The following is a 20,900-nucleotide window of genomic DNA, read 5'->3' on the forward strand; positions in this document are numbered from 1 at the left end:
AGTAAGCGCGATGCAAAACCAGACCGTAATCAACGCCCCTGTCCAGACGTCCCAGCCGCTTCAGCCGCCGCGCCTCGGCGAGGAAATCCTGCGCGTCGAACATGTGAATCGCGGCTTCAACAAGTCGCAGGGCGAGTTGCTCGTGCTCGACGACGCGAACCTGTCGCTGCGCGAAGGCGAGATCGTCGGGCTGCTCGGCCGCTCCGGTTCGGGCAAGTCCACGCTGCTGCGGATCATCGCCGGGCTGATCGAGCCGACCGGCGGTGACGTGACTTATCTCGGCAAGCCGCTGCGCGGCCCGGCCGAAGGCGTCGCGATGGTGTTCCAGACCTTCGCGCTGTTTCCGTGGCTGACCGTGCTGCAGAACGTGGAGGCCGGCCTCGAAGCACTCGGCGTCGGCGCACGCGAGCGGCGCGAACGCGCGCTCGCCGCGATCGACCTGATCGGTCTCGACGGCTTCGAGAACGCATATCCGCGCGAGCTGTCGGGCGGCATGCGCCAGCGCGTGGGCTTCGCGCGCGCGCTCGTGGTCGATCCGACGATCCTGCTGATGGACGAGCCGTTCTCGGCACTCGACGTGCTGACCGCCGAGACGCTGCGTACCGACCTGCTCGACCTGTGGACGCAAGGCCGCATGCCGATCAAGTCGGTGCTGATCGTCACGCACAACATCGAGGAAGCGGTGTTCATGTGCGACCGGATTCTCGTGCTGTCGTCGAACCCGGGCCGCGTGATCGCCGAGATCAAGGTGCCGTTCAAGCATCCGCGCAACCGGCTCGACCCGGCCTTCCGCAAGCTGGTCGACGACATCTACGCGAAGATGACGGCGCGCCAGACCGGCGAGGCGACGAAGAAGGGGCTCGAGCTCGGCAGCTGGCTGCCGCAGGTGTCGACCAACCTGATGGCCGGCCTGATCGAGACGCTCGCGATGGCGCCGTACCACGGCCGTGCCGACATGCCGGAAATCGCGCGCACGCTGCATCTGGAGGTCGACGACCTGTTCCCGATCGCCGAAGTGCTGCAGTACCTCGGCTTCGCCGACGTGCGCGAAGGGGACGTGTTCCTGACGCCGCCGGGGCGTGTGTTCGCGGAATTCGGCACGCAGGAGCGCAAGCTGATGTTCGCGGATCACCTGCTGAAGCACGTGCCGCTCGCCGCGCGGATCAAGAAGGTGCTGAACGAGCGCCCGGGCCATCGTGCGCCGCGCGTGCGTTTCGAGCAGGAGCTGGAGGATTTCCTGTCGGACGGCGCGGCGGAGGAAACGCTCGACGCGGTGATCGACTGGGGTCGTTACGGCGAGATCTTCTCGTACAACGACCAGACCGAAATCTTCAGTCTCGAGGACGTCGAGTCCTGAGTCGCCGAGCCGGGCCGTCTGGCCCGGCATCCGCATGCGTTGCATTCGAAGTCAGGCCCCGCGCATCGCATCGTTACTGCAGGTTACCCCACCGGTCGACCGCCGGTTCGGCCGACGCCCACTTCCAGTGTGTGCCTTGCTGGCACGCATTCGCGAAATACCAGTCGGCCTTGTCGCCGTCCTTCACCGAGAACGCGAATTCCTTGCACAGTGCAAGCGCCGTCGAGTACGCGCGCGTGACGCGCACCTCGCCTTCGCCGTTTTCGAGCGGCAGCGTGTTCTTCACGTTCCACGGCTTCACTTCGCCGACGGCCAGGCTGCCGGCCGCCTTCGCGATCGCGTCCTGCTGGTTCTGATGGAGCTGTTTCATCGTGCGGTTGACGGCCTCGTCGGTCGCCGCCTGCACGGCGATCCCGACACCGACGCCGACGGCCGGGTTCGCGGTGACGAGGCCCGTCGCCGCGCCGGCGAGCGCGCCGCTCGCCGCGCCGACCGAGCCGCAGCCCGACAGCGCGGCGCTGGCCGCGCACAGTGCGCCGATCGCAGCGATTCGGATCGCGACGCTCATTGCAGCGCGCCCCAGCGTTCGGTCGCCGGTTCCGCCGACGCCCATTTCCACACGGGACCGTCGCGGCAGATCGTGGCGACGTAGAACGCCGATTGCGCGGCCTTGTCGGCCTTCGCGGGCGTGTCGACCGCGAACACGATTTCCTTGCAGTCGAGCGGGCCGATGCTGATCATCCGGCTGACCGTCACGCGGCCCTGTTCGTCATCCTCGATCGGAAACGAATGGTGCGTCGTCCACGGCGCGACGCCGCCGACGTCGAGCGGGCCGGCCGCCTTCGCGATCTGTTCCTGCGTGTAGCGGTGCGCGACGCGCTGCGTGTACTGGACGCCCGCACGCGCACCGGCGACGGCGCCGAGGCCGATGCCCGTCGCGACGGCGGCGTTGTTGGTGACCTTGGAGGCGATCGCGGCGCCCGCGATACCGGCGCCGGCGGTCGCGCCTTCGCTGTACAGCGAGTTGCAGCCGGACAGCAGTGCGGCCGTGGCGAGCGCGGCCAGCACGATGCGCGCCGGCGTGGCCCGGCGCGGCGGTTCGAAACCCATGTTCATCCCTGAGTGCAAGTCCTGTCTGGGTGAGCGGCGACGCATGCGCGCCCCCTTGCCGCGTCATTGTTTCGCAATGGTCATGGGAAAACTGCAAAGCTTTGACAAATGGCCGGCGGCGGGTCGCGCGCGTACGCGCGGCGCTATTGTCGGACAGATGGCGGAGCCGGGGTCGAAGCGTTACAAATTGAAGGTAATTGTTACCGTGGCATGCGAGGAAGCGACCTAGACTGTTTTGTTATGGAATGTTTCTACGGCGGCTCCGAGCCGCGCGCCATATGAGACACCCAGCCATGCGCCGTTCGAAACGGTTTTCTCCCCGGCCGCCCGATGCGGGTGCCGAGCGCCCGCGTCCACAGACCGACGCGCCGGCCGTCGCGCCCGACGAGACGCCGTCCGACGGCGATCACAACCAGGGCGGCGCACGCCCGGAAGGGCTCGACTATCAACGCGACCTCGGCCAGGAGCAGGACGCTTGAGCCTGTCGCCGCCGTATTCCGCTGCCGCATTTCATTGCGCGCCTGGTTGCATCGCTCACATCTGAATCGCCGCGCGACTGCCTTCGGGCCGTCGCGTCCGCCTTGGCGCGCGCCGCGCGTCATTCAATCGAATCGAGGAGGGGAAGCCGCATGAGCAGATTGATCGTGGTATCGAACCGTGTCGCCGCCGGCGAGGACACGCGCCCGAGCGCAGGCGGTCTCGCGGTTGGCGTGATGGATGCGCTGAAGGAAACCGGCGGCGTCTGGTTCGGCTGGAACGGCGAGATCGTCGGTACGCCCGACACGCAACCGGCGATCCAGCGGGACGGCAACGTCACCTATGCGACGGTCGGGCTGACCCGGCGCGACTACGATCAGTACTACCGCGGCTTCTCGAACGCGACGCTCTGGCCGGTGTTTCACTACCGCAGCGATCTCGCGCGCTTCGACCGGCAGGAGTACGCCGGCTATCTGCGCGTGAACGCGATGCTCGCAAAGCAGCTCGCCGCGCTGCTGCGGCCCGACGACCTGATCTGGGTGCACGACTATCACCTGCTGCCGTTCGCGCATTGCCTGCGCGAGCTCGGCGTGAAGAATCCGATCGGCTTCTTCCTGCACATTCCGTTTCCGTCACCCGACATGCTGCGCGTCGTGCCGCCGCACGACGAGCTCGTGAAGTTCATGTGCGCGTACGACATCGCGGGTTTCCAGACCGATGCCGACAAGCAAGCGTTCACCGACTACATCGAGCGGCGCGGCATCGGCGCGGCGAGCGACGACGGGATGCTGCATGCGCACGGCCGTGTCGTGAAGGTCGCCGCCTATCCGATCGGCGTGCATCCGGATGCGATCGCCGAGGCGGCCGTCCAGTATGGCTCGCGCAAGCCGGTGAAGATGCTGCGCGACGCGCTCGGGGGCCGCAAGCTCGTGATGAGCGTCGACCGGCTCGACTATTCGAAGGGGCTCGTCGAGCGCTTCCAGTCGTTCGAGCGGATGCTCGCCAACCAGCCGGGCTGGCAGGGGCGCGTGTCGCTCGTGCAGATCGCGCCGCCGACGCGCTCCGACGTGCAGACCTACCAGCGCATTCGCGAGACGCTCGAAGGCGAGGCCGGCCGGATCAACGGCCGCTTCTCGCAGCTCGACTGGACGCCGATCCAGTACCTGAACCGCAAGTACGAGCGCAATCTGCTGATGGCGTTCTTCCGGATGTCGCAGGTCGGCTACGTGACGCCGTTGCGCGACGGGATGAATCTCGTCGCGAAGGAATACGTCGCGTCGCAGGACCCGGCCGATCCGGGCGTGCTCGTGCTGTCGGAGTTCGCGGGCGCGGCGGCCGAGCTGAGCGGCGCGCTGCTCGTCAATCCGTACGACGTGTCGCAGATGGCCGATGCGCTCGAGCGCGCGCTGTCGATGCCGCTCGCCGAGCGGCGGGCGCGGCACGAAGCGAACCTCGCGCGGCTGCGCGAGAACAACCTGTCGGTCTGGCGCGACACGTTCGTCGCCGACCTGCGCAGCGTCGCGGCGGCCGCGTCGGTCACGCGGCGGGCGGGCCGGCGGGCCGCGCATGTCTGAGCGGATGTCCGAGCGCGTGGAGGAGGGTGGCGCGGAAGACGATGCGGCCGCCCGCTTCTTCATCGTCACGGGCGGCCCCGGCTCCGGCAAGAGCACGTTGCTCGATGCGCTCGAGCGTACCGGTTTCGCGCGCTCGCACGAGGCCGGGCGCGGTGTGATCCGCGACCAGATGGCGATCGACGGACCGGCGCTGCCATGGCGCGACCGGGCCGCGTTCGCCGAACTGATGCTGAACTGGGAGATGCGCTCGCACCATCTCGCGCGAGGCGCGCGCGGGCCCGTGTTCTTCGATCGCGGCGTGCCGGACGTGATCGGTTACCTGCGGCTGACGGGCCTTGCGGTGCCCGCACACGCGGAGGCCGCGGCACGGCGCTTCCGCTATCACCGGCGCGTGTTCATCGCGCCGCCGTGGCCCGAGATCTACGCGCAGGACACCGAGCGCCGGCAGGATTTCGCGGAGGCCGTGCGCACCTACGACGCGATGGTCGACTGCTACACGGCGTATGGCTATCGGCTGATCGAGCTGCCGCGCGTGAGCGTGAAGGCGCGCGTGCGCTTCGTGATGGACGCGCTCGACGCCGCCTGAGCCGCGGGCGCGGTGCGCGGCGGCGTCAGGTCGCCGCGTCAAGTCGCCGCATCAGGCCGCAGCGTCGGGGCGCGGCGACGCGATGCGCAGCATGCTGACCACCGCGGCGACCGCCGCGAACACCGTGGCGACATAAAGCGCGATCGTCGGACCGCGGTCGGGCGCCAGCCCGAAAATCAGCGCGACGAGCGCGGCACCGAGCGTCTGGCCCGTCAGGCGCGCCGTGCTCAGCATCCCGCCCGCGCCGCCGCTGCGCTCGCGAGGCGCCGACGACAGCATCGCGCGATTGTTCGGCGACTGGAACAGCCCGAAGCCCGCGCCGCACAGCGCCATCCGCCACACGATGTCGACGGTACCCGGGTGCGCGCCGATCGTCGCGAGCGACAGCAGCCCGGCCGCGAACAGCGCGAGCCCGATGCCGCCGAGGATGCCGGCCGAGTAGCGGTCCGACAGCACGCCGGCGAGCGGCGCGGCGAATACGATCACGAGCGGCCATGGCGTCATGTAGAGGCCGGTTTCGACTTGGGAGAAGCCGAGCGAATGCTGCAGCCAGAACGGCAGCGCGACGAACGCGAGCATCTGCGACGTAAACGACGCGACCGACGTGCAGATCGACAGCGCGAACATCGGGATGCGCATCAGGTCGACCGGTAGCAGCGGCGCCGGCTGCGACAGCTGGCGCTTCACGAAGAAGTAGCCGACGCCGAACGCGACGGCCAGCTCGGCCGCGACGTACGCGTGGCTTTCGCCGTGACCGAGCCCGTCGACGGCCATGATCAGCAGGCCGAACACGCACGCGTTCATCAGCGCGCTCGGGAAGTCGTACGGCGCGTCGTGCAGCGGGTTGGCCGGCAGCGCACGCAGGCTGCCGAACACCGCGGCGATGCCGATCGGCACATTGACCGCGAACAGCCAGGGCCACGACGCGAACGACAGGATCGCCGATGCGACCGTCGGGCCGATCGCCGACGACAGCGCGACCACCATCGCGTTGATCGACAGCCCGCGCCCGAGCATCGACGACGGGTAGATCATGCGCACCAGCGCCGCGTTGACGCTCATGATGCCGGCCGCACCGAACCCCTGGATCACGCGCATCACCGCGAGCGTCGGCAGCGATCCGGCGAGCGCGCAGCCGAGCGACGCCGCGGTGAAGAGCGCAAGACCCGCGATGTAGATGCGGCGATAGCCGACGCGTTCGCCGAGCGACGCGAGCGGCAGCAGCGTGATCGTGACCGCGAGCTGGTACGCGTTGACGATCCAGATCGATGCGGCATCGGACGCGTGCAGGTCGCGCGCGATCGTCGGCAGCGCGACGTTCGCGATGGCGCCGTCGAGCACGGCGAGCGTGATGCCCAGTGCGACGCAGACGATCGCCCAGTAGCGTTGCGGAAGCGGCAGGCCGGTATCGGCGTTCATGGCGGGAGCGAAAGCGTGGTTGTCCGCGTGCCCGGGTGCCGGTTGCGTGCGCAACCATGCTTGCGGGTGGAGGCGGCGGTGAACGGTCCGGCCGGCCTGGCGGCGCTGGCGCGGGACCGGTCGAGTGTATCACCGGGCCGAATCGCGCGACGCCGACACCGCCGCCGGCCGGCGCGCGTTCAGCCTTCGAAATCGAGGCCGCCGAGCCGCACGAGCGGGTCGGCCTGCGTGCGCGACGCGAGGTCGATGTCGCGTGCGCCCTCCCATGCGCTCAGCTTCCTCGGCAGCGCGCTCAGGTAGTGCTCGAACCGCATGGGCCCGTCGGGCTCCATCAACCGTTCGATCTCGTCGGTGTCCCAGGTCAGTTCGAGGTTCAGCGGATGCACGAAGCCGCTCACGTGCTCGTGCGGCGCGCTGCGGATCTGCACGCGCGTCGGTTGCCCGTGGCCGCCGTACGGGACGACGTCGGTCAGCACGTGATCGGCGAAGAAGGCGGCGATCGCCTGCGCGATGCGCGGCGCGAATTCGGTATCGAAACGGCGGGCGGTTTCGGGCTGCATGAAGGCGTCTCCAGTGTGCCGAAAATCGTAGCACGGCCGTGCCGCGTTTCGGCGTGCGTGATACCCGTAATGGCGCGTTACCACTTGCTGCATCTATTACGGCCGGGCGCGGCCACAATGCATCGCATCCAGTACCACTTCGCGTGGGAGTCCATCATGAAAAAGATTGCCGCTGTATGTGTCCTCGCCGGTTCGCTCGCCGTGGCGGGCCCGGCGTCCGCGCATGGCCGCGACGGGGGCGCTGTCATCGGCGCGCTGATCGGCGGCGCGGTGCTCGGCGCGATCGTGACGTCGGCGATGAATCCGCCCGTCGCGTATCAGGCGCCCGTGTATCAGGCACCGGCCTATCAGCCGCCGACGTACTACCAGGCACCGGCCTACCAGCAGCCGGCTTATCCGACCTACCAGCAGGCGCAATACCAGGACGACGGCCCGAGCTATTGCTACGACCGTTATCAGCGCGCGTACGTGTGCGGCGCGCCCGTGTCGGGCGGCTATGCGCAGCCGGCGGGGTGGTAAGAAGCGGGCACGCGCATGAGGCGCGGGCAGGTTCGGCGTTGCGTAGCCGGCCGCCCGGTTTCCGGTGGAGCGGACGACAAAAGGCCCTCGCGGTGATGCGAGGGCCTTGCTTTTTGAAGGTCGTCTATCGGCTCGTATCGGCCTCGCGCGGGCCGTGCGTGGATACAAACGGTTGCAATTGCATCAGTGGCGATGGCCGCCGCCGTTGCCTTGGCCGCGCCCGCCGCCGTCGTCATTCCAGTCGGCGCGGCGTCCGTCGCCGCGGCCCCAGCCGCCGTGACGGGCGCGTTCGCCGCGGTCGCGATCCCAGCCGCCGCGGTCACGATTCCAGCCGTCGCGTCCGCGATCCCAGTCGCGGCGTCCGCGGTCCCAGTCGCGCCCGCCGCCACCGCCCCAGATGTTGACCGTCCCGTACACGGGCGACGCCCCGTAGGCCGGCCCGTACGCGTAGCCGGGATCGGAATAGTAGGGCTGTCCGTAGCCGTATCCGGCGTCCGGACCGACGACGCACCCGGCCAGCAGCGTGGCGACGCCGGCGGCAGCAATGAGCTTCAGCATGATGATCTCCGTTGGTTTCCGTATAAGTACCGCGCGCGGGGATCGCCGGCTGTATGCAATTGTGTCGTGAAATTACAGCGCCGTAAGGTCTTGGGGCGAAAGTGTTAGCATCCGGGGCCTATTTGTTTTTCAGGAGCACATCGATGAAATTCGCGATCCGGGCCGTCCTGGCCGCCCTTTGCGTGACGACCGCCGCCGCCTGCGCGGCCGGGCCCGCATCGGCGCCCGCCGTGCCGGCCGAGTCGATCAAGATGTTCCCCCAGCCGACGGCCGGCCAGCAGCGCGCGGTGATCGCGCTGCCCGCGCTCGAGAACGAAGGCGACGCGCGCGTCGAGCTGATGATCGGCAAGACGCTGCAGACCGACTGCAACCAGCAATGGTTCGGTGGGGAACTGACCGCCGAGGACGTGAAGGGCTGGGGCTATACGTACTATCGCCTGACCGACGTGAAGGGGCCGGCGTCGACGCTGATGGCCTGCCCGGGCCAGGCGCCGCAGCAGCGCTTCGTGCAAGTGCGCGGCGACGGCCAGCTGCTGCGCTACAACAGCCGCCTGCCGCTCGTCGTGTACGTGCCGGACGGTTTCGACGTGCGCTATCGCGTGTGGCATGCGTCGAAGGACGTGCAGCACGCCGTGACGCAGTAACGCATCGGCGCGGTCGTGCAGGGGCGCTTGCCGCTGCACGGCCGCGTGTGGTTTCGCTTGCGGGCTTCTTTCCGAGGTCCGCCGTTTTATCCGCCGCTCGCGTGTGCGAGCGCCGGCCATGCGGCCAGCGCGGCTTGCGCGACCGCCTCCAGATCGCGACGGCTCGCACCGTCGCGCGCCTGAATCGACATCCCCTGTTGCACCGTCACGTAGTAGCGCGCGATCGCGTCGAGGTTCGCATGTGCAGAAATCTCGCCGGTCGCAACGCTTTTGCCCGGCCGCGCGCGTAACGCGGCGACGGTCTGCTCGCGCATCGCGATCAGCATTTGCCGGACCGTGTCCGAGCGCTCGGCCGACGGCGGGGCGAATGCGTAAGGGGTGACGCGCGATGTGACGTGTGCCGCATGTCACCGTGATGGCGTGATGATGAATGGAACAGGATAACGAACGGTTTTGCAGGCGCACGGCGGAATTCATTTACAAAGTAATCAAGCGTACTTACGATGACGCCAATCTGGGCTAGCGGAACTTCGTATGCGTACGGTCGATCGGGCGATGCTTGCCGCGCTCTGCCTTTGGCTTGCTGCATGCGGCGGCGGTGACGGCAGCGCGGCTCCGGCATCGCAGACCGTTGCGGGCACATCGACATCACCCGTCGCTCCCGCCGGCGCCGCATCCGGCGCATCGGCTGCATCGACGAATTCCGGCAGCCCGGCACCGACCGCTGCGCCGACCGGTTCCGCGTCCGGCACGACGCTTCTGCCGTCCAGTGGAGCCAAACCGATTCTGGTCGCCGATGTGACGGTCTCCCCGGCTGCCGACGGAAGCGACCAGGCCGACGCGTTGCAGAAGGCATTCGACAGCCTGCGTGCCGGCCAGCGCCTCGTCATCGCGCCGGGCCGCTATGTCGTCGGGCATTCGCTTGCCGTGACGGTGCCGCAGGCGGTGATCTCGGGATACGGCGCGACGCTGGCCGCGACGAATCCCGCCGACCAGACGATCGTGATGAGCGGCGCCGGCTCGACGCTCGTCGGCGTGACGCTGGCCGGCACCGGCACCACGCGGCTCACGACGCCCGAGTCGACCAAGGTCGAGGTGACGGGCTCGGACGTTCAGGTGCTCGGGGTGACGATCCAGGGCGGCGCGAGCGCCGGGATCTTCGTGTTCGGCGGCAACCGTATCGCGATCGTGGGCAATACCGTGCGGGCGACGCTGGCCGACGGCATCCATACGACCTACGGGTCGACCAACGTGCTGGTGCAGAACAATACGGTGACCGGCACCGGCGACGATCTGATCGCCGTGGTCAGCTATCTCGGCGACGGCCGCCTGAGCAGCAACGTGCTGATCGACCATAACGCGGTGTCGGGCAATTCTTGGGGGCGCGGCATCACCGTTGTCGGCGGGCAGGCGGTGACGATCTCGAACAATACGGTCGATGGCGTCGAGAAGGCGGCGGGGATTCTGGCCGCGCAGGAGGACAGCTGGAAAACCTACGGGGCTTCGAACGTCGTCATCACGGGCAATACCGTGACCAACATTCAGAACGCGAACGTGAACAACGGATTGCAGCCGACGCAGCAGGGCGCGATCGAGCTGGATACCTGGTCGGGAGCGGTGTCGGATGTCACGGTGGCGAACAACCGCGTGTCGGGTTCCGGATATGCGGGGTTCCGGGCGTACGGAAACGTGTGTTCGTTCAGCGTGACGGGCAATACGTTCTCGTCGATCGCCGGGTTGCCGGTCTCGTTGCTGACGAACGGCTGCGTGTCGAACCAGATCGTCGTCGATGCGAACCGGCTCGCGGACGGCAGTGTGCTGGCGCTGCCGGCGGGGGCGTCGTCGACGGGGACGTTCGCCGTGACGGGCGCGAATGCGAGTCTGATGCCGCAGGTCAGGACGGGGTTGATGCAGTGACGGGGCGGTCAGGGCTCAGGCCTGGCGGCCATTCGCTGGCACAGCACGGCATACGCGGCTTCGGCGGAACACGCGGCCAGGCGTGAGCGTGGGCACCCGACGTTCGGACGCTGTGCGTGCCGACGGTGCGATTTTCAGGCTGAGGCGGAATTTCGGGAAATTGCTGGTCCCCCGACAGAATTCATATCTTCCATGTAATTATTGGGGTAATCACGAAATTTTTATGAAGATGCCCCCAAGAATGCCCCCTAAAGATATCTCCTTTGGAGGCGGCGACTAGCCAGGGTGCACGGTAAGATGACCTTGCCGGTTGATACGCACAAGCAGTACAACCGCGTCTCGATCGGCATTGCTGGATATAATCAACTAACCGTTGTGTTCCCAAAAGGCGGCCGCAACCGCGGATCAACAGAACTAAGAGAGACCGCACAATCAAGATGATCAATGGCGAAGTGGTGCAGATCGTCGAGATCCTAGGGCGCGCGGCACAGGGACGCACTCGTCCGTTTCATTGCCGTGGAGATGACGGGCGCCTTTACTATGTCAAAGGGCATGACGCTGGGCCGCGTAGCTTGGTGAGCGAATGGCTTGCAAGCAATATGGCCCGAGCTTTTGGTCTCCCAGTTGCCGACTTCCGAGTTGTGGAAGTGCCCGAGATGCTTCGATACGCCGGCCTTGCTGACTTTGCCGATCTCGGCTCCGGCTTGGCGTTCGGCTCGGTTGAGCACGAGAACGTTGCGGAACTTACCTTGTCAAATATTCGTAAGATTCCTGCCGCAGTCAGGCAGGACATCGTCGTCTTCGACTGGTGGGTGCGGAATGAAGATAGGTACCTGACAGATCGTGGTGGGAACCCCAACCTGCTTTGGGACGTTGCACATCAGAAGGTTGTGGTCATGGACTACAATCTAGCATTCGACGAGACGTTTAATGAGGGTCAGTTTCTAGAGGGGCACGCCTTTTCCTCAGACTGGAACGACGTCTACCAAGATTGGATTGCAAAGCCGGCATTCGAGCAGCGAATGCAAAACGCCTTGGAGCGGTTCGAGGAGGCGTGTGACAAGATGCCGGACGAGTGGCTAGAGGTCGATTACGACGTGCCCCATTCGCTAAGCATCGACAGAGCCCGAGCCATCTTGGAGCGATACAGTCAGCCAGAATTTTGGAACAAGCCATGAAACATCCATGCAGATACGCGCTAGTACGCTTCATGCCGTATGCGCAGACCGGAGAGTTCGCGAACGTGGGGGTCGTTCTGATGAGCCCCACGGCGCGCTTCTTCGGCTACAAACTCATGGATCGCGTCGTGCGGATCACCTCGTTTTTTGATGACTTGGATGCCGGCATATATAAGCATTCACGTGACGTGTTTCGTGATGAGTTGGATCGCATCGGTGCTATGGTGCAGCGAGCGTTCATCGGTGCCGTTAGCGGTCATGCGCTGGACTTCGCGAACCACGCGTTTGACGAGCTCGTGAAGGATCGGCAGGCGATTATTTATGCTGACACCCCACGTGCAGCTCTTGTCGACGATCCCAAAGTATCGTTGGACCAGTTCTACGAGCACTACGTCGGCCGGTCTTTCGTAACGCCCCAGAACAGGGAGCGGATCGTGGAGCAGCGGATTCGAAGCATTCTTCGTGCTGCCGATCTGCAGAAGTTGTATGCGCCACGTGTGCTCGGCGAAGACTATCAAGCCCGTCTTCCGTTTGTGCGTCTCGACGATCACCAAAAGGCGGTCAAGCTCATCAAGCCTCTTGATCTTGATCGTAGGACGCCAACGGCACTGTATGACCATGGCTGGGAGTGGATTGGTAAGATCCGCAAACTTCGCAAGGATGGTCAATTTGATGGCGACGTTCTCTTCGCTGTGCATCCGCCAAAAGAGAACTGCAGCGCGAGCGCCGTGGCATACGCCGAGGTCAAGGCTGAGTTTGACCGTGCCGAAATTATGGTTGCAGAAGACGACGATCAGAAGCGGATTCTAGAGTTTGCTGAGTAAGCACCACGGTGTACAAGACGAGCGTTCCCGACCTGCTGCTATGTCTTTTGTGTCTTTGTTCCGGCCCCGCCTCGAGCGGGGCTTTGCTTTCTTGGGGCCGATTTTGTACTCGGCCCCCGGTGACGAATGTTTTTGCGCATCCACGCAGCCGCACGTCGAGTATGGGGTAGGCGCAAAAAACAGCGGAAGCCGCCGGTTTCATGTCCGATCGATTTCCGATTCGGCGATTTGGAAGCCACCGTCGAAGGCTTCATCCATCCGATCAGCAATGAATTGGCCGACTACCTTGTGCCCGTCGATATATACGTGGAACGGCCATTTGTCGGAGCGGATTTCGTAGCCTGTCACGACCTCGATCGTTCGACCTTTGTAAGTGTCGGTTTGGACGTTGCGGACGCCGGTTTCGGTTTGGATTCGCGCCACGGCAGTGCTCCACGAACTTGATGGTGCATGCTAGCACGATGCTGCGGTTGTTCCCCAGCCTAGGACATGTTGGCCGAGTCATATCAAGATACTTCGCCCGATAAGACGGCTTCGTGACGGAGGGTGTGCCGCCAGGATTCTGCTCGGATTTGGAGTTTCCATGGAATGCATCTGCTTCTAGCACGCATTGGTACTGAACCTGCAAGTCTGGGGAGTGCCGCTACAGCGACCGGAGCTCTGTTCCGATCCGGCATCATACTTAGTAGTACTTCTGGCCTAGTAACCTGTGTGATATTTCTTGACATTAGACCCATAGGGTCTAATATTGTGTTCATGTGGTAGTGCACTTCGCGCAGCCCTCATCCCGAAAGGAAAGACCATGCACCTCCTGTTTCATGCTCGCCCATTCGAGGCATACCGCAATGCTGTACACCCCCCCGACGACGAAGGACCTTGCCGATCTCAAGCACGAGCTGGGATATACCGGTAAACAGCTTGCCGAGCTATTCGGCCTAGCTGGCGATCATCAGTGGCGCAAATATACGGGCGGAAACGCACCACGCCCAATGGGGCCGCAGATGCTGTTCTTTGCGGCGGCTCGGCTTGAATTGGATGAAAAGACGCTCAATCGCGTACTTAAACGTATGCAGGACATCGGCGCGACCATCGATCTCAACGCCGAAGTGCTGGACTCCACCCACGAGGAATAACTGCGATAGCGGCAGCTTCGCAGCGTCGCCGTTGTCGCGAGGAGCGCCTTGCTGTGGGGCGGCGAATACGATATCCGGCGTCATCGTGCAGAGTCATTTCGACATATCTAGCAACGAAGAGCGGCGGCCAAGGTGTTGGCGCACCAAGACCGCCTGACCACAACACGACCTGTAATGGAGGTTCGTATCATGGCTAACGCAGATTCTACCGAACGCGTTCTCATAGACGGATTTGAACCGGTGTCCGTCGATGACATCGAATACACCGCAAACATCACCTACGAGCAGGCCGAGGCGATGAGTGCAATCTTTCGCAGCATTTCCCGGCTGACGAGCGACCGCGAAATCAAGGTTCTTTGTGAGCATGGTGCTCTGCAAGCAGACCTTCAGGCGAACGACATCGACGGAATTCGCGAAAGAGCATCGAAGGCAGGTTTCGACGCGCGCGGGGTTCGTCATGGCAAGTAGCAACTCTACCGAAGCACAGTCTGGCACGCCGCCTTTACCGGGCATGGCCGACCATGAGCGAATGAACGAAATCGAGAACAACGCGCTTAAGTTACGTGCACTGCTGTGGAACATGCATCGCGATGCCGCGGCAGCAGCCGGCAGAGAAGAGGACGCCACGCTCTTGTGGCTGGCGAGTGACCTTGTCGGCGATATTTTGCGCGTCGCCGGTGAGGCGGATTGCATGCAGTAATTTGGAGATATGGATCTTTATGGTCCGGCGCTGCTAAGGGAGCTTCGGATCGAAAGCGTCAATGAAGGCCCATCACTGATCCACCTCCCACGAGCACCATGAAGCCCCGCCTGCGCGGGGCTCTTTAGTAGCGCATCAATCTCGTGTCCGTGGCTGACGCTTCGGCTTCTCTCGCTTGTCTAGCGCCCCAACGACCTTTTCCGCGATGTGCTCTGCGAACAAATCAAGCGTTCGATCGTCGATATGAACGCCCCCATCTTCGCCGCCAGTCGAAAAGCTCGCCTCCAATCGGGCAACCACTTCCGCGGTCAAGGACCGTCTCTTTTGGGTTGACGCGGCATCCAACCGCTCTTTCAATTCGAGCGGGATGCGAAGATTAATTTGCGGATCGTCTCGGGCCATGCGGGCATTGTAATGTAGCACCGTGCTTGAAATCAATAAAGCACCGTGCTACATTTCGATCAAGGCGATTCAACAGAGGCGGTTCGGCGCTTCAGACGACCATGCAAGAAGAACAATTCCTCATCCGCGATCGAGCCTACGGCGTGTGGCATCGGACGCGTTCGATCAGCAGGTTCATCGGCACACGTGAGGCCAAGGCATTGACGATGGCTGACCTGGACAGCGTGCTTTTTGTCGAGTTCGGTTGCTCCAACAAGCTGCCTCTGGCACTGGTAGAGGTCGCACGAGACATCGGACAAGACAAAGCAACCGGTGTTATCCATCAGCTTGCGCGCATGTCCGGGCTTCCTGCATTTGTAGCTCTGTACAGTCCGGCATCGAAGGCAAACCCGGCCAGCCCTGCTTGGCACGATATCGAAGAATTTCGGGTGCGACGCGTATGGCCGAAACCCGAAAAACGTTGGCGCCGGCTGTCACCAGCCGAATGGGCCGCTGCGCTCGTTCAGATTCGGGATTGGCAGCTCAAGCGCTTCTCGTCGCAACACGCCGCCAATGACTCGGCGTACTAGGGGAAGAACATGCGAATCAATCAAGAATCGTCTCCGGCATCTTCAGGTGTTGATCAGGATCTGCGGCAACTGAACCAGCGTGCGGTGAGCTGTGAGCAAGAAATTGCAGATATCAAAGACCTTCTGGTCGATAAGACATCGGAAGCGTGGAAGCTCTACAACATCCTGGAGTTTATGGTGGCCGCAATCCCCGAGGATCAGCCGGGCGGCTTACCCGTTCAGTGCACTCTCGTCGACTTGCGGGAAGATGCCCGGAATCTAGCCATCGGCTTGATGGAGATCCGAGACAACCCCACGCGGTACAAGCAGATTGTCGAGGGCAACGCACGCCGCTAACCGGTGTAACACTGGCACAATCATCGCGAATAGCTTGACCACCCTTGACTAGCCCGACGGGGCGAAAACCGGTTCCCTCGCCGGCCGTCAGGGGTGCCCGATTTCAGAGGGGTTGCGCGAGGGCGCATGATGGGTTTGAACTCCGGACCGCCTATTGCCGCCGACGATCTCCAAGCGTTGATGGCTTTCCCCACCGATGAAGCCGCGCGTAGAGCGTTCGGCCTCTACCTTCGCCACGATCGTGCGGCACTGAAGGGGGAGAGTATCGGGTTATCCGCGGAGGACTACCTCTTTCTGACTTCCTGCTCACAGGTGTCCCGTCCAGAGATATTGGAGCGAGTTAAGAAGGCGACGAGGCGAGGCATGGCGGCCGCTTGGCCGTTTGTCGATATGTTTCAGTCCCCCGCCGATTCCAAGCCGTCGCTTGCGAAGGCTTATCGCAAAGCGCAAGAGTTCAAGCAGGCGAACTACGCGGACACGAAGAAGCGTCTTACGGACGTGTACCCGGACCTGGATTCGGACCAGATGGAGCGGAAGTACTTCGAGGAAGTGAAACGCGAGTTTGCTACCGTCCTGCATTTCTGGATGGCGCATCTGATCATAAACGCGGCGACCGACCGTGGGCCGGATGCCAGCGATCCGCGACAACTTCTCAAATTCTTGCTGGGTGCGGAGCGGTGCGCAGAGTACCTTGCATCCATCCGACATTCAAACCGGCATCCGGCTATCGACGTCACCAAACTTCATCGAATCCCCATCGCCGTCCGCTGAGCCTTATCTGGCGCGGCTTCGATAGGGAAAGTGAAGTTCCCTCACTTCATTGACTGATTAGAGTCTGACATCTTGTTACGCATGCAAACGACGCCAAGGAGCGACAAAGCATGCGTGCAAATGCCGAAACCAAGACGGCCCTCGCGACGCTTCCCGCGGTCGGCTTCTCCCGCTGGAACCAGCTTCAGCTGTTCATTCCGGTCAGCCGTGAAACGTGGCGCAAGCTGGTGAAAGAAGGTCGTGCCCCGCAGCCACAGCGCTGGACTGAACGGTGCACGGTTTACAGCAATGAGGAAGTGCACCGCTGGATGAAGAATCCAGCCGCCTACCAAGCGCAAGCGATGGCTGCGTAAGGGGGGGCGTCGATGACAAACAATAAAAAAGCCGCAACCCTTGAAGGTGCGGCTCAAAACAAAGCTCAAGCCCACTATAGCAGCAACGATGCCGCGGCTCAACGCGCGCGCGTTCTCGCTTTCCTTCATCACCACGGTTCGCTCTCGACTCTCGATGCGCGCCACCTGATTGACGTCATGCATCCGGCTGCGCGCATCATGGAACTGCGGCGCATCGGGGTCGAGATCTCGACGGTGTGGACCCAGGAAGCCACGCCGGAAGGTGGTTGGCATCGCGTTGCACGCTACCACCTGATGCGGGAGGTAGCGGCATGACGCGGCCGTCATTCCAGTTCTACCCAGGCGACTGGCAGGCGAACAGTAACCTGCGACGCTGCACCCATGCCGAGAAAGGCGTGTGGATCGACGTGATGTGCCTGCTGCACGACTCGGCGGAATACGGCGTATTGCGCTGGCCGCTCAAGGAGATCGCGCAAGCAATCGGCGCGTCGCTCCAGACGCTCAGGGCCATCGTCAGCAAAGGCGTGTTGAAGGGGGCTGACAACGGGCAGACGTGCGCCGCGTGCATCTACGTCCCGCGATCCGGCCGTCGTGACGGTGATCCGGTGACGCTGGTTGCCGAGCAAGAGGGCCCGATCTGGTACTCGTCGCGGATGGTCAAGGACGAGTACGTGCGGTCGGTTCGTGGTGAGTCGTCGCGATTTCAGACCGGCGACGACAGCGCATCGAAGGGCGCACCAAAGCCCCCCTTGGGTGATAGCACCAAAGCTTCACCAAAGCCCCCCTTGGGTGACGGCTCTTCATCTTCATCTTCTTCTTCGTCTTCAAACAAACAAAAACAACGCGCTCCGCGCTTCGATGCGCAGGCGCATCTCGAGTCTTTCGGCGTTCCGCCTGAGATCGCGAAGGATTGGCTTGCAGTTCGCAAAACCAAACGTATGGCGCCGACTGTGACGGCTTTCGACGACGCCAAGGCCGAGGCAGACAAAGCGGGGGTCTCAATGGCGGACGCAGTGCGCACCTGCGTGATTCGCGGATGGGGAGGCTTCAACGCATCGTGGTTGGGCGAGCCGTCCGGACGCGTTAATGGCCATCAGGCCGAAGGGATCTTCGGGTGACGGCCATGAACCTACGTTTTCCGCGGAACTCAGCCGAGCTGATCGCTATGCGCAAGAGCGGCAACGTGCCGGAACTACCGGTGTTGGTCACGCTTGTCGGTCCGTTGTCATGGGCGAATGTGACGCTCAGCGCGACGCCAAGCGAGCGTTACGACTGGCGACCGGTTACAGCACTGGACGTCGAGGTGTTCGCGTCCATACACGTGCCTTGGAGTGACCTGCTGAGCACGCTGTCGGATATCGCCGCCGCCGTCCCTGACACGCTGGTGCTGACCTTCCGCGAAGGTCCGCGTGTGCATTGCGGCGAGGCGCATGTTGTCCCGGGACAGGATTTCGCGTTGTTTGACTGGTTCCCGATGGCGATCGCACCGATCTGTTGGCCCGCGTCGCACGTACTTGCTCGACGCCTGTTCGACGTATTGGGCGACACGATTCCGAATCCGTACGACGACGCCTGCCACCTCGCAATGCAGGTGGTCGCCGAAGCTCATGAGAATGCCAAGGAGGTGGCCTGATGGCCCGAACGCTGCCCGATTCGATCGACTGGAACGCCTATGTCAACGATACAGACGACGGCCGCGCGGACGTGCGCCGCGCGAGCGAGTTTATCGAGGACCTGGTCGAGCACCTGCATAGCCCGAAGGAAGTCGCGCCTGGTACTGAGTCGCCATGGGCCAGCGTTGGCGATTCGCTTCGCTTCCGCGAGGGTGAGGTAACGCTCTGGGGTGGCGTGAACGGTCACGGCAAGTCCGCCGTCCTCGGCGAGGTGATGCTGCACGCCATGTCGGCCGGCGACCGCGTGTGCATCGCCTCGATGGAAATGCGCCCGATCGCGACGATGGAGCGCCTCGCGCGCCAGGCAGCGGCCACCGATAAGCCGGCGCCGGAATTCATCCGCGGCTTCGGTCGCTGGACTGACGAGCGTCTGTGGCTATACGCCCATGTCGGTACGGTCGAGCGCACGCGCATGCTCGCGGTCGCGCGGTACTGCCGCAAGGAGCTCGGCGTGCACCACGTCGTGATCGACAGCCTGCTCAAGTGCGGCATCGCTCCGGACGACTATGCCGCCCAGAAAGCGTTTGTCGATTCGCTGTGTTCGCTGGCACGCGACACGGGCGTGCACATTCATCTCGTGCACCACGCACGCAAGGGCGAGAAGGAAGCCGTCGTGCCGGATAAGTTCGATATGAAGGGCGCCGGCGAGATCACGGATCTGGTCGACAACGTGCTGATCGTGCATCGGAACAAGACCAAAGAGGCGACGCTGCGCAAGGAGACGCTTTCCGACGAGAAGCGCCAGGAGGCTGAGCAGCAAGCCGACACAGCACTGATCTGCGCGAAGCAGCGGCACCACACGTGGGAAGGTACCGTGCGCCTCTGGTTCGACGCTGCCAGCTTGCAGTTTCGCGATGTGCGTGCCGGTGGCGCGCGGTATCTGGATCTGCATTCCGGTACGTGGATGCAGGGCTGGCAGCGGTGATTGGGGCGCTGAGACTGAATTTAGCAGGAGGAAATCAGGGCAATGACCCAGTTCAGGAAAGGGCAGAGCGGAAATCCTGCCGGGAAACCGAAGGGCACGCGCGACAAGCGCACGGCGCTGCGCGAGTTGCTCCAGCCGCACGCCGCTGACCTGGTGGCGAAAGCGGTCGAGCTTGCCAAGGCGGGCGATACGACTGCGTTGCGCATCTGCATCGACCGGTGCATCCCAGCGATCAAGGCGAAGGATCAGCCAATCAGCCTCAAGAGCTTGGGTGGCTCGCCAGCACAGATGGGCGAAACAGTTTTACGGGCGATGGCGGCGGGAGAGATCACGCCCGATGAGGCAGCCGCAGTGATGCAGGTCGTTACCGCGCAGATGAGGATTGTCGAAGTCGATGATCTTGTGAAACGCATCGAGGCTTTGGAGGGCAACGGCGATGGCAGGCAACAACAATCTTAAGGCGCGCGTTGCGTGCTTGGAGCAACGACGAGGCAAGAGTGACCCGCTGATCATCATTCGCCGGATCATCGCTTCGGATAACGAAAGCGATTTTGACGGCGTTACGGTTAATGGAGCCTATATGCCGTGCGCGGCCGGTCAATCTGCATCCGAATTGGAGCAAGAGGCGATCGCGGAAATCAAGCGTCAACGCGTAGCGGGCAGGTTTCTCGTTCGCAAGGTGAGGGCAGGCGCCGTAACAAACGCGGGGCAACAAGCCGAATCGTGATCATTGGAGAGCAATGCAATGGCAAACATCAACCTCAGAACGCGTGTTGAGCGCCTCGAGCAACGGCAGCCTGAGTCGTACGCCGTAGACACGATTGTGATTACTGACCTCGAGGATAAGGAGTGCCTCCCGCACCTCATTTGGACGCTTGGACGTAGCGGCTTTGAGGAAGTCCCCGAAGGGACGACGTGGGCGGACGTTCAATGTGGGGCGATTGGAGGTGGCAAATGAAAGATGCAGACGAACAAATCCAGGTTGCGAATATGGAGCTTGTGTTGAATGTCGCGCTGGCTCAACTGAGGGTCATCCATGCGCACATACAACCGGTGGCAGACCAATTTGATGAATCGAGCGAGGAGCGCCGGTATCTGATGGCTGGTGTCGTTGAAATGGTGAACCTCCACGGCTACCTGACGAATCGCCTTAACGAATTGACGACGGGAATTGCAGATCCAGTCGAGGCGGCAAAAGTCATTGTCGATGGAGCAACGCGATGCGCACAGCAGATGCAAACCGATGCTGATGCCGACAAGGCATTGCTTCAGCGGGACGCTGACGGCGAGCGTTCGGAAGTCTTGATTCATTAAC

General features: G+C 63.4%; 30 protein-coding genes and 1 pseudogene. 23 read left to right on the forward strand and 8 right to left on the reverse strand.

Going from position 1 to position 20,900, the window contains the following annotated elements; genetic code table 11:
- Positions 1–10: 10 nt before the first annotated feature.
- A complete protein-coding gene (locus PL79_RS16280) occupies positions 11–1,357 on the forward strand; it encodes an ABC transporter ATP-binding protein (RefSeq protein ID WP_135801068.1) in 1,347 nt (448 codons plus the stop codon).
- Between the two features lie 73 nt (positions 1,358–1,430).
- Here the strand turns inward: PL79_RS16280 and PL79_RS16285 are convergent, their stop codons facing one another.
- Positions 1,431–1,925, reverse strand: coding sequence for a hypothetical protein (locus PL79_RS16285; RefSeq protein ID WP_044846386.1), 495 nt, complete (start codon positions 1,923–1,925; stop codon positions 1,431–1,433).
- Positions 1,922–2,473 (reverse strand): hypothetical protein, encoded by a 552-nt coding sequence (locus PL79_RS16290; RefSeq protein ID WP_044846387.1) that lies wholly within the window; start codon positions 2,471–2,473, stop codon positions 1,922–1,924. The genes PL79_RS16285 and PL79_RS16290 overlap by 4 nt, the downstream gene beginning before the upstream one ends.
- 287 nt (positions 2,474–2,760) lie before the next feature.
- Between PL79_RS16290 and PL79_RS16295 the strand changes: the two genes are divergently transcribed.
- From PL79_RS16295 to PL79_RS16305, 3 genes are all read left to right on the forward strand, one after another.
- Entirely contained in the window at positions 2,761–2,946 is a 186-nt protein-coding gene (locus PL79_RS16295; RefSeq protein ID WP_044846388.1) for a hypothetical protein, read from the forward strand.
- Positions 2,947–3,096: 150 nt separating this feature from the next.
- A complete protein-coding gene (gene otsA, locus PL79_RS16300; RefSeq protein WP_044846389.1) occupies positions 3,097–4,518 on the forward strand; it encodes an alpha,alpha-trehalose-phosphate synthase (UDP-forming) in 1,422 nt (473 codons plus the stop codon).
- A gap of 4 nt (positions 4,519–4,522) precedes the next feature.
- The gene (locus PL79_RS16305; protein ID WP_044846390.1) at positions 4,523–5,104 is read left to right on the forward strand and encodes an AAA family ATPase; all 582 of its coding nucleotides are present in this window, start codon (positions 4,523–4,525) and stop codon (positions 5,102–5,104) included.
- 51 nt (positions 5,105–5,155) lie between these two features.
- Here PL79_RS16305 and PL79_RS16310 read toward each other — a convergent pair whose 3' ends face one another.
- Both PL79_RS16310 and PL79_RS16315 read right to left on the reverse strand, forming a co-directional pair.
- Positions 5,156–6,523 carry an MFS transporter gene (locus tag PL79_RS16310; RefSeq protein ID WP_044846391.1) on the reverse strand — a complete coding sequence of 456 codons (1,368 nt, stop codon included), beginning with the start codon at positions 6,521–6,523 and terminating at the stop codon, positions 5,156–5,158.
- Positions 6,524–6,702: 179 nt separating this feature from the next.
- On the reverse strand, positions 6,703–7,083 hold the full coding sequence (locus PL79_RS16315; protein ID WP_044846392.1) for a DUF5594 family protein: 381 nt from the start codon (positions 7,081–7,083) through the stop codon (positions 6,703–6,705).
- Positions 7,084–7,200: 117 nt separating this feature from the next.
- On the opposite strand from PL79_RS16315, the gene PL79_RS16320 reads away from it, so the two are divergent.
- Complete coding sequence (locus PL79_RS16320; RefSeq protein ID WP_044846393.1) at positions 7,201–7,602, forward strand: hypothetical protein; 402 nt, start codon at positions 7,201–7,203, stop codon at positions 7,600–7,602.
- A 183-nt stretch (positions 7,603–7,785) separates the two neighbouring features.
- Here the strand turns inward: PL79_RS16320 and PL79_RS16325 are convergent, their stop codons facing one another.
- Positions 7,786–8,160, reverse strand: a complete 375-nt coding sequence (locus PL79_RS16325; protein ID WP_044846394.1) for a hypothetical protein — start codon at positions 8,158–8,160, stop codon at positions 7,786–7,788.
- Between the two features lie 143 nt (positions 8,161–8,303).
- On the opposite strand from PL79_RS16325, the gene eco reads away from it, so the two are divergent.
- Entirely contained in the window at positions 8,304–8,804 is a 501-nt protein-coding gene (eco, locus tag PL79_RS16330; protein WP_044846395.1) for a serine protease inhibitor ecotin, read from the forward strand.
- An 86-nt stretch (positions 8,805–8,890) separates the two neighbouring features.
- Here eco and PL79_RS16335 read toward each other — a convergent pair.
- A pseudogene (locus PL79_RS16335) lies at positions 8,891–9,157 on the reverse strand (TetR/AcrR family transcriptional regulator); the annotation flags it as partial.
- Positions 9,158–9,602: 445 nt separating this feature from the next.
- Between PL79_RS16335 and PL79_RS16345 the strand changes: the two are divergent.
- The 3 genes from PL79_RS16345 to PL79_RS16355 all read left to right on the forward strand — a co-directional run bounded on the left by PL79_RS16345 (position 9,603) and on the right by PL79_RS16355 (position 12,723).
- On the forward strand, positions 9,603–10,721 hold the full coding sequence (locus PL79_RS16345; protein ID WP_044846396.1) for a right-handed parallel beta-helix repeat-containing protein: 1,119 nt from the start codon (positions 9,603–9,605) through the stop codon (positions 10,719–10,721).
- 437 nt (positions 10,722–11,158) lie between these two features.
- The gene (locus PL79_RS16350; protein ID WP_044846397.1) at positions 11,159–11,899 is read left to right on the forward strand and encodes a HipA family kinase; all 741 of its coding nucleotides are present in this window, start codon (positions 11,159–11,161) and stop codon (positions 11,897–11,899) included.
- Positions 11,896–12,723, forward strand: a complete 828-nt coding sequence (locus PL79_RS16355; RefSeq protein WP_044846398.1) for a DUF3037 domain-containing protein — start codon at positions 11,896–11,898, stop codon at positions 12,721–12,723. Before PL79_RS16350 ends, PL79_RS16355 begins: the two co-directional genes overlap by 4 nt.
- Before the next feature lie 198 nt (positions 12,724–12,921).
- Here the strand turns inward: PL79_RS16355 and PL79_RS16360 are convergent, their stop codons facing one another.
- Positions 12,922–13,146 (reverse strand): hypothetical protein, encoded by a 225-nt coding sequence (locus PL79_RS16360; protein ID WP_044846399.1) that lies wholly within the window; start codon positions 13,144–13,146, stop codon positions 12,922–12,924.
- Between the two features lie 422 nt (positions 13,147–13,568).
- Between PL79_RS16360 and PL79_RS16365 the strand changes: the two genes are divergently transcribed.
- The 3 genes from PL79_RS16365 to PL79_RS16375 all read left to right on the forward strand — a co-directional run bounded on the left by PL79_RS16365 (position 13,569) and on the right by PL79_RS16375 (position 14,556).
- Complete coding sequence (locus tag PL79_RS16365) at positions 13,569–13,856, forward strand: hypothetical protein (protein WP_044846400.1); 288 nt, start codon at positions 13,569–13,571, stop codon at positions 13,854–13,856.
- Positions 13,857–14,045: 189 nt separating this feature from the next.
- Complete coding sequence (locus PL79_RS16370; RefSeq protein ID WP_135801070.1) at positions 14,046–14,324, forward strand: hypothetical protein; 279 nt, start codon at positions 14,046–14,048, stop codon at positions 14,322–14,324.
- The gene (locus PL79_RS16375; RefSeq protein WP_135801071.1) at positions 14,314–14,556 is read left to right on the forward strand and encodes a hypothetical protein; all 243 of its coding nucleotides are present in this window, start codon (positions 14,314–14,316) and stop codon (positions 14,554–14,556) included. Before PL79_RS16370 ends, PL79_RS16375 begins: the two co-directional genes overlap by 11 nt.
- A gap of 135 nt (positions 14,557–14,691) precedes the next feature.
- Here PL79_RS16375 and PL79_RS16380 read toward each other — a convergent pair whose 3' ends face one another.
- A complete protein-coding gene (locus PL79_RS16380) occupies positions 14,692–14,958 on the reverse strand; it encodes an Arc family DNA-binding protein (protein WP_044846403.1) in 267 nt (88 codons plus the stop codon).
- A gap of 101 nt (positions 14,959–15,059) precedes the next feature.
- Here PL79_RS16380 and PL79_RS16385 point away from each other — a divergent pair, with 101 nt between their 5' ends.
- From PL79_RS16385 to PL79_RS16435, 11 genes are all read left to right on the forward strand, one after another.
- Entirely contained in the window at positions 15,060–15,527 is a 468-nt protein-coding gene (locus PL79_RS16385) for a hypothetical protein (RefSeq protein ID WP_082088598.1), read from the forward strand.
- Between the two features lie 9 nt (positions 15,528–15,536).
- On the forward strand, positions 15,537–15,863 hold the full coding sequence (locus tag PL79_RS16390; protein ID WP_135801072.1) for a hypothetical protein: 327 nt from the start codon (positions 15,537–15,539) through the stop codon (positions 15,861–15,863).
- 126 nt (positions 15,864–15,989) lie between these two features.
- Positions 15,990–16,634: a hypothetical protein gene (locus PL79_RS16395; RefSeq protein ID WP_044846405.1), complete on the forward strand. Its 645-nt coding sequence runs from the start codon at positions 15,990–15,992 to the stop codon at positions 16,632–16,634.
- A 110-nt stretch (positions 16,635–16,744) separates the two neighbouring features.
- Positions 16,745–16,987, forward strand: a complete 243-nt coding sequence (locus PL79_RS16400) for a helix-turn-helix transcriptional regulator (RefSeq protein WP_193759847.1) — start codon at positions 16,745–16,747, stop codon at positions 16,985–16,987.
- 12 nt (positions 16,988–16,999) lie between these two features.
- Positions 17,000–17,302: a helix-turn-helix domain-containing protein gene (locus PL79_RS16405; RefSeq protein ID WP_044846406.1), complete on the forward strand. Its 303-nt coding sequence runs from the start codon at positions 17,000–17,002 to the stop codon at positions 17,300–17,302.
- A complete protein-coding gene (locus tag PL79_RS16410; protein WP_044846407.1) occupies positions 17,299–18,105 on the forward strand; it encodes a hypothetical protein in 807 nt (268 codons plus the stop codon). Before PL79_RS16405 ends, PL79_RS16410 begins: the two co-directional genes overlap by 4 nt.
- Before the next feature lie 5 nt (positions 18,106–18,110).
- A complete protein-coding gene (locus tag PL79_RS16415; RefSeq protein WP_044846408.1) occupies positions 18,111–18,620 on the forward strand; it encodes a hypothetical protein in 510 nt (169 codons plus the stop codon).
- Entirely contained in the window at positions 18,620–19,585 is a 966-nt protein-coding gene (locus PL79_RS16420) for an AAA family ATPase (protein WP_044846409.1), read from the forward strand. The genes PL79_RS16415 and PL79_RS16420 overlap by 1 nt, the downstream gene beginning before the upstream one ends.
- A gap of 42 nt (positions 19,586–19,627) precedes the next feature.
- Positions 19,628–20,044: a DUF5681 domain-containing protein gene (locus tag PL79_RS16425; RefSeq protein ID WP_044846410.1), complete on the forward strand. Its 417-nt coding sequence runs from the start codon at positions 19,628–19,630 to the stop codon at positions 20,042–20,044.
- Positions 20,022–20,312, forward strand: a complete 291-nt coding sequence (locus PL79_RS16430; protein WP_135801073.1) for a hypothetical protein — start codon at positions 20,022–20,024, stop codon at positions 20,310–20,312. Before PL79_RS16425 ends, PL79_RS16430 begins: the two co-directional genes overlap by 23 nt.
- A gap of 227 nt (positions 20,313–20,539) precedes the next feature.
- Positions 20,540–20,899, forward strand: coding sequence for a hypothetical protein (locus PL79_RS16435; RefSeq protein ID WP_044846412.1), 360 nt, complete (start codon positions 20,540–20,542; stop codon positions 20,897–20,899).
- Position 20,900 lies beyond the last annotated feature (1 nt).

The organism is Burkholderia sp. USMB20 (assembly GCF_000949135.2).
In the GTDB taxonomy this organism is placed as follows: Bacteria; Pseudomonadota; Gammaproteobacteria; order Burkholderiales; family Burkholderiaceae; genus Burkholderia.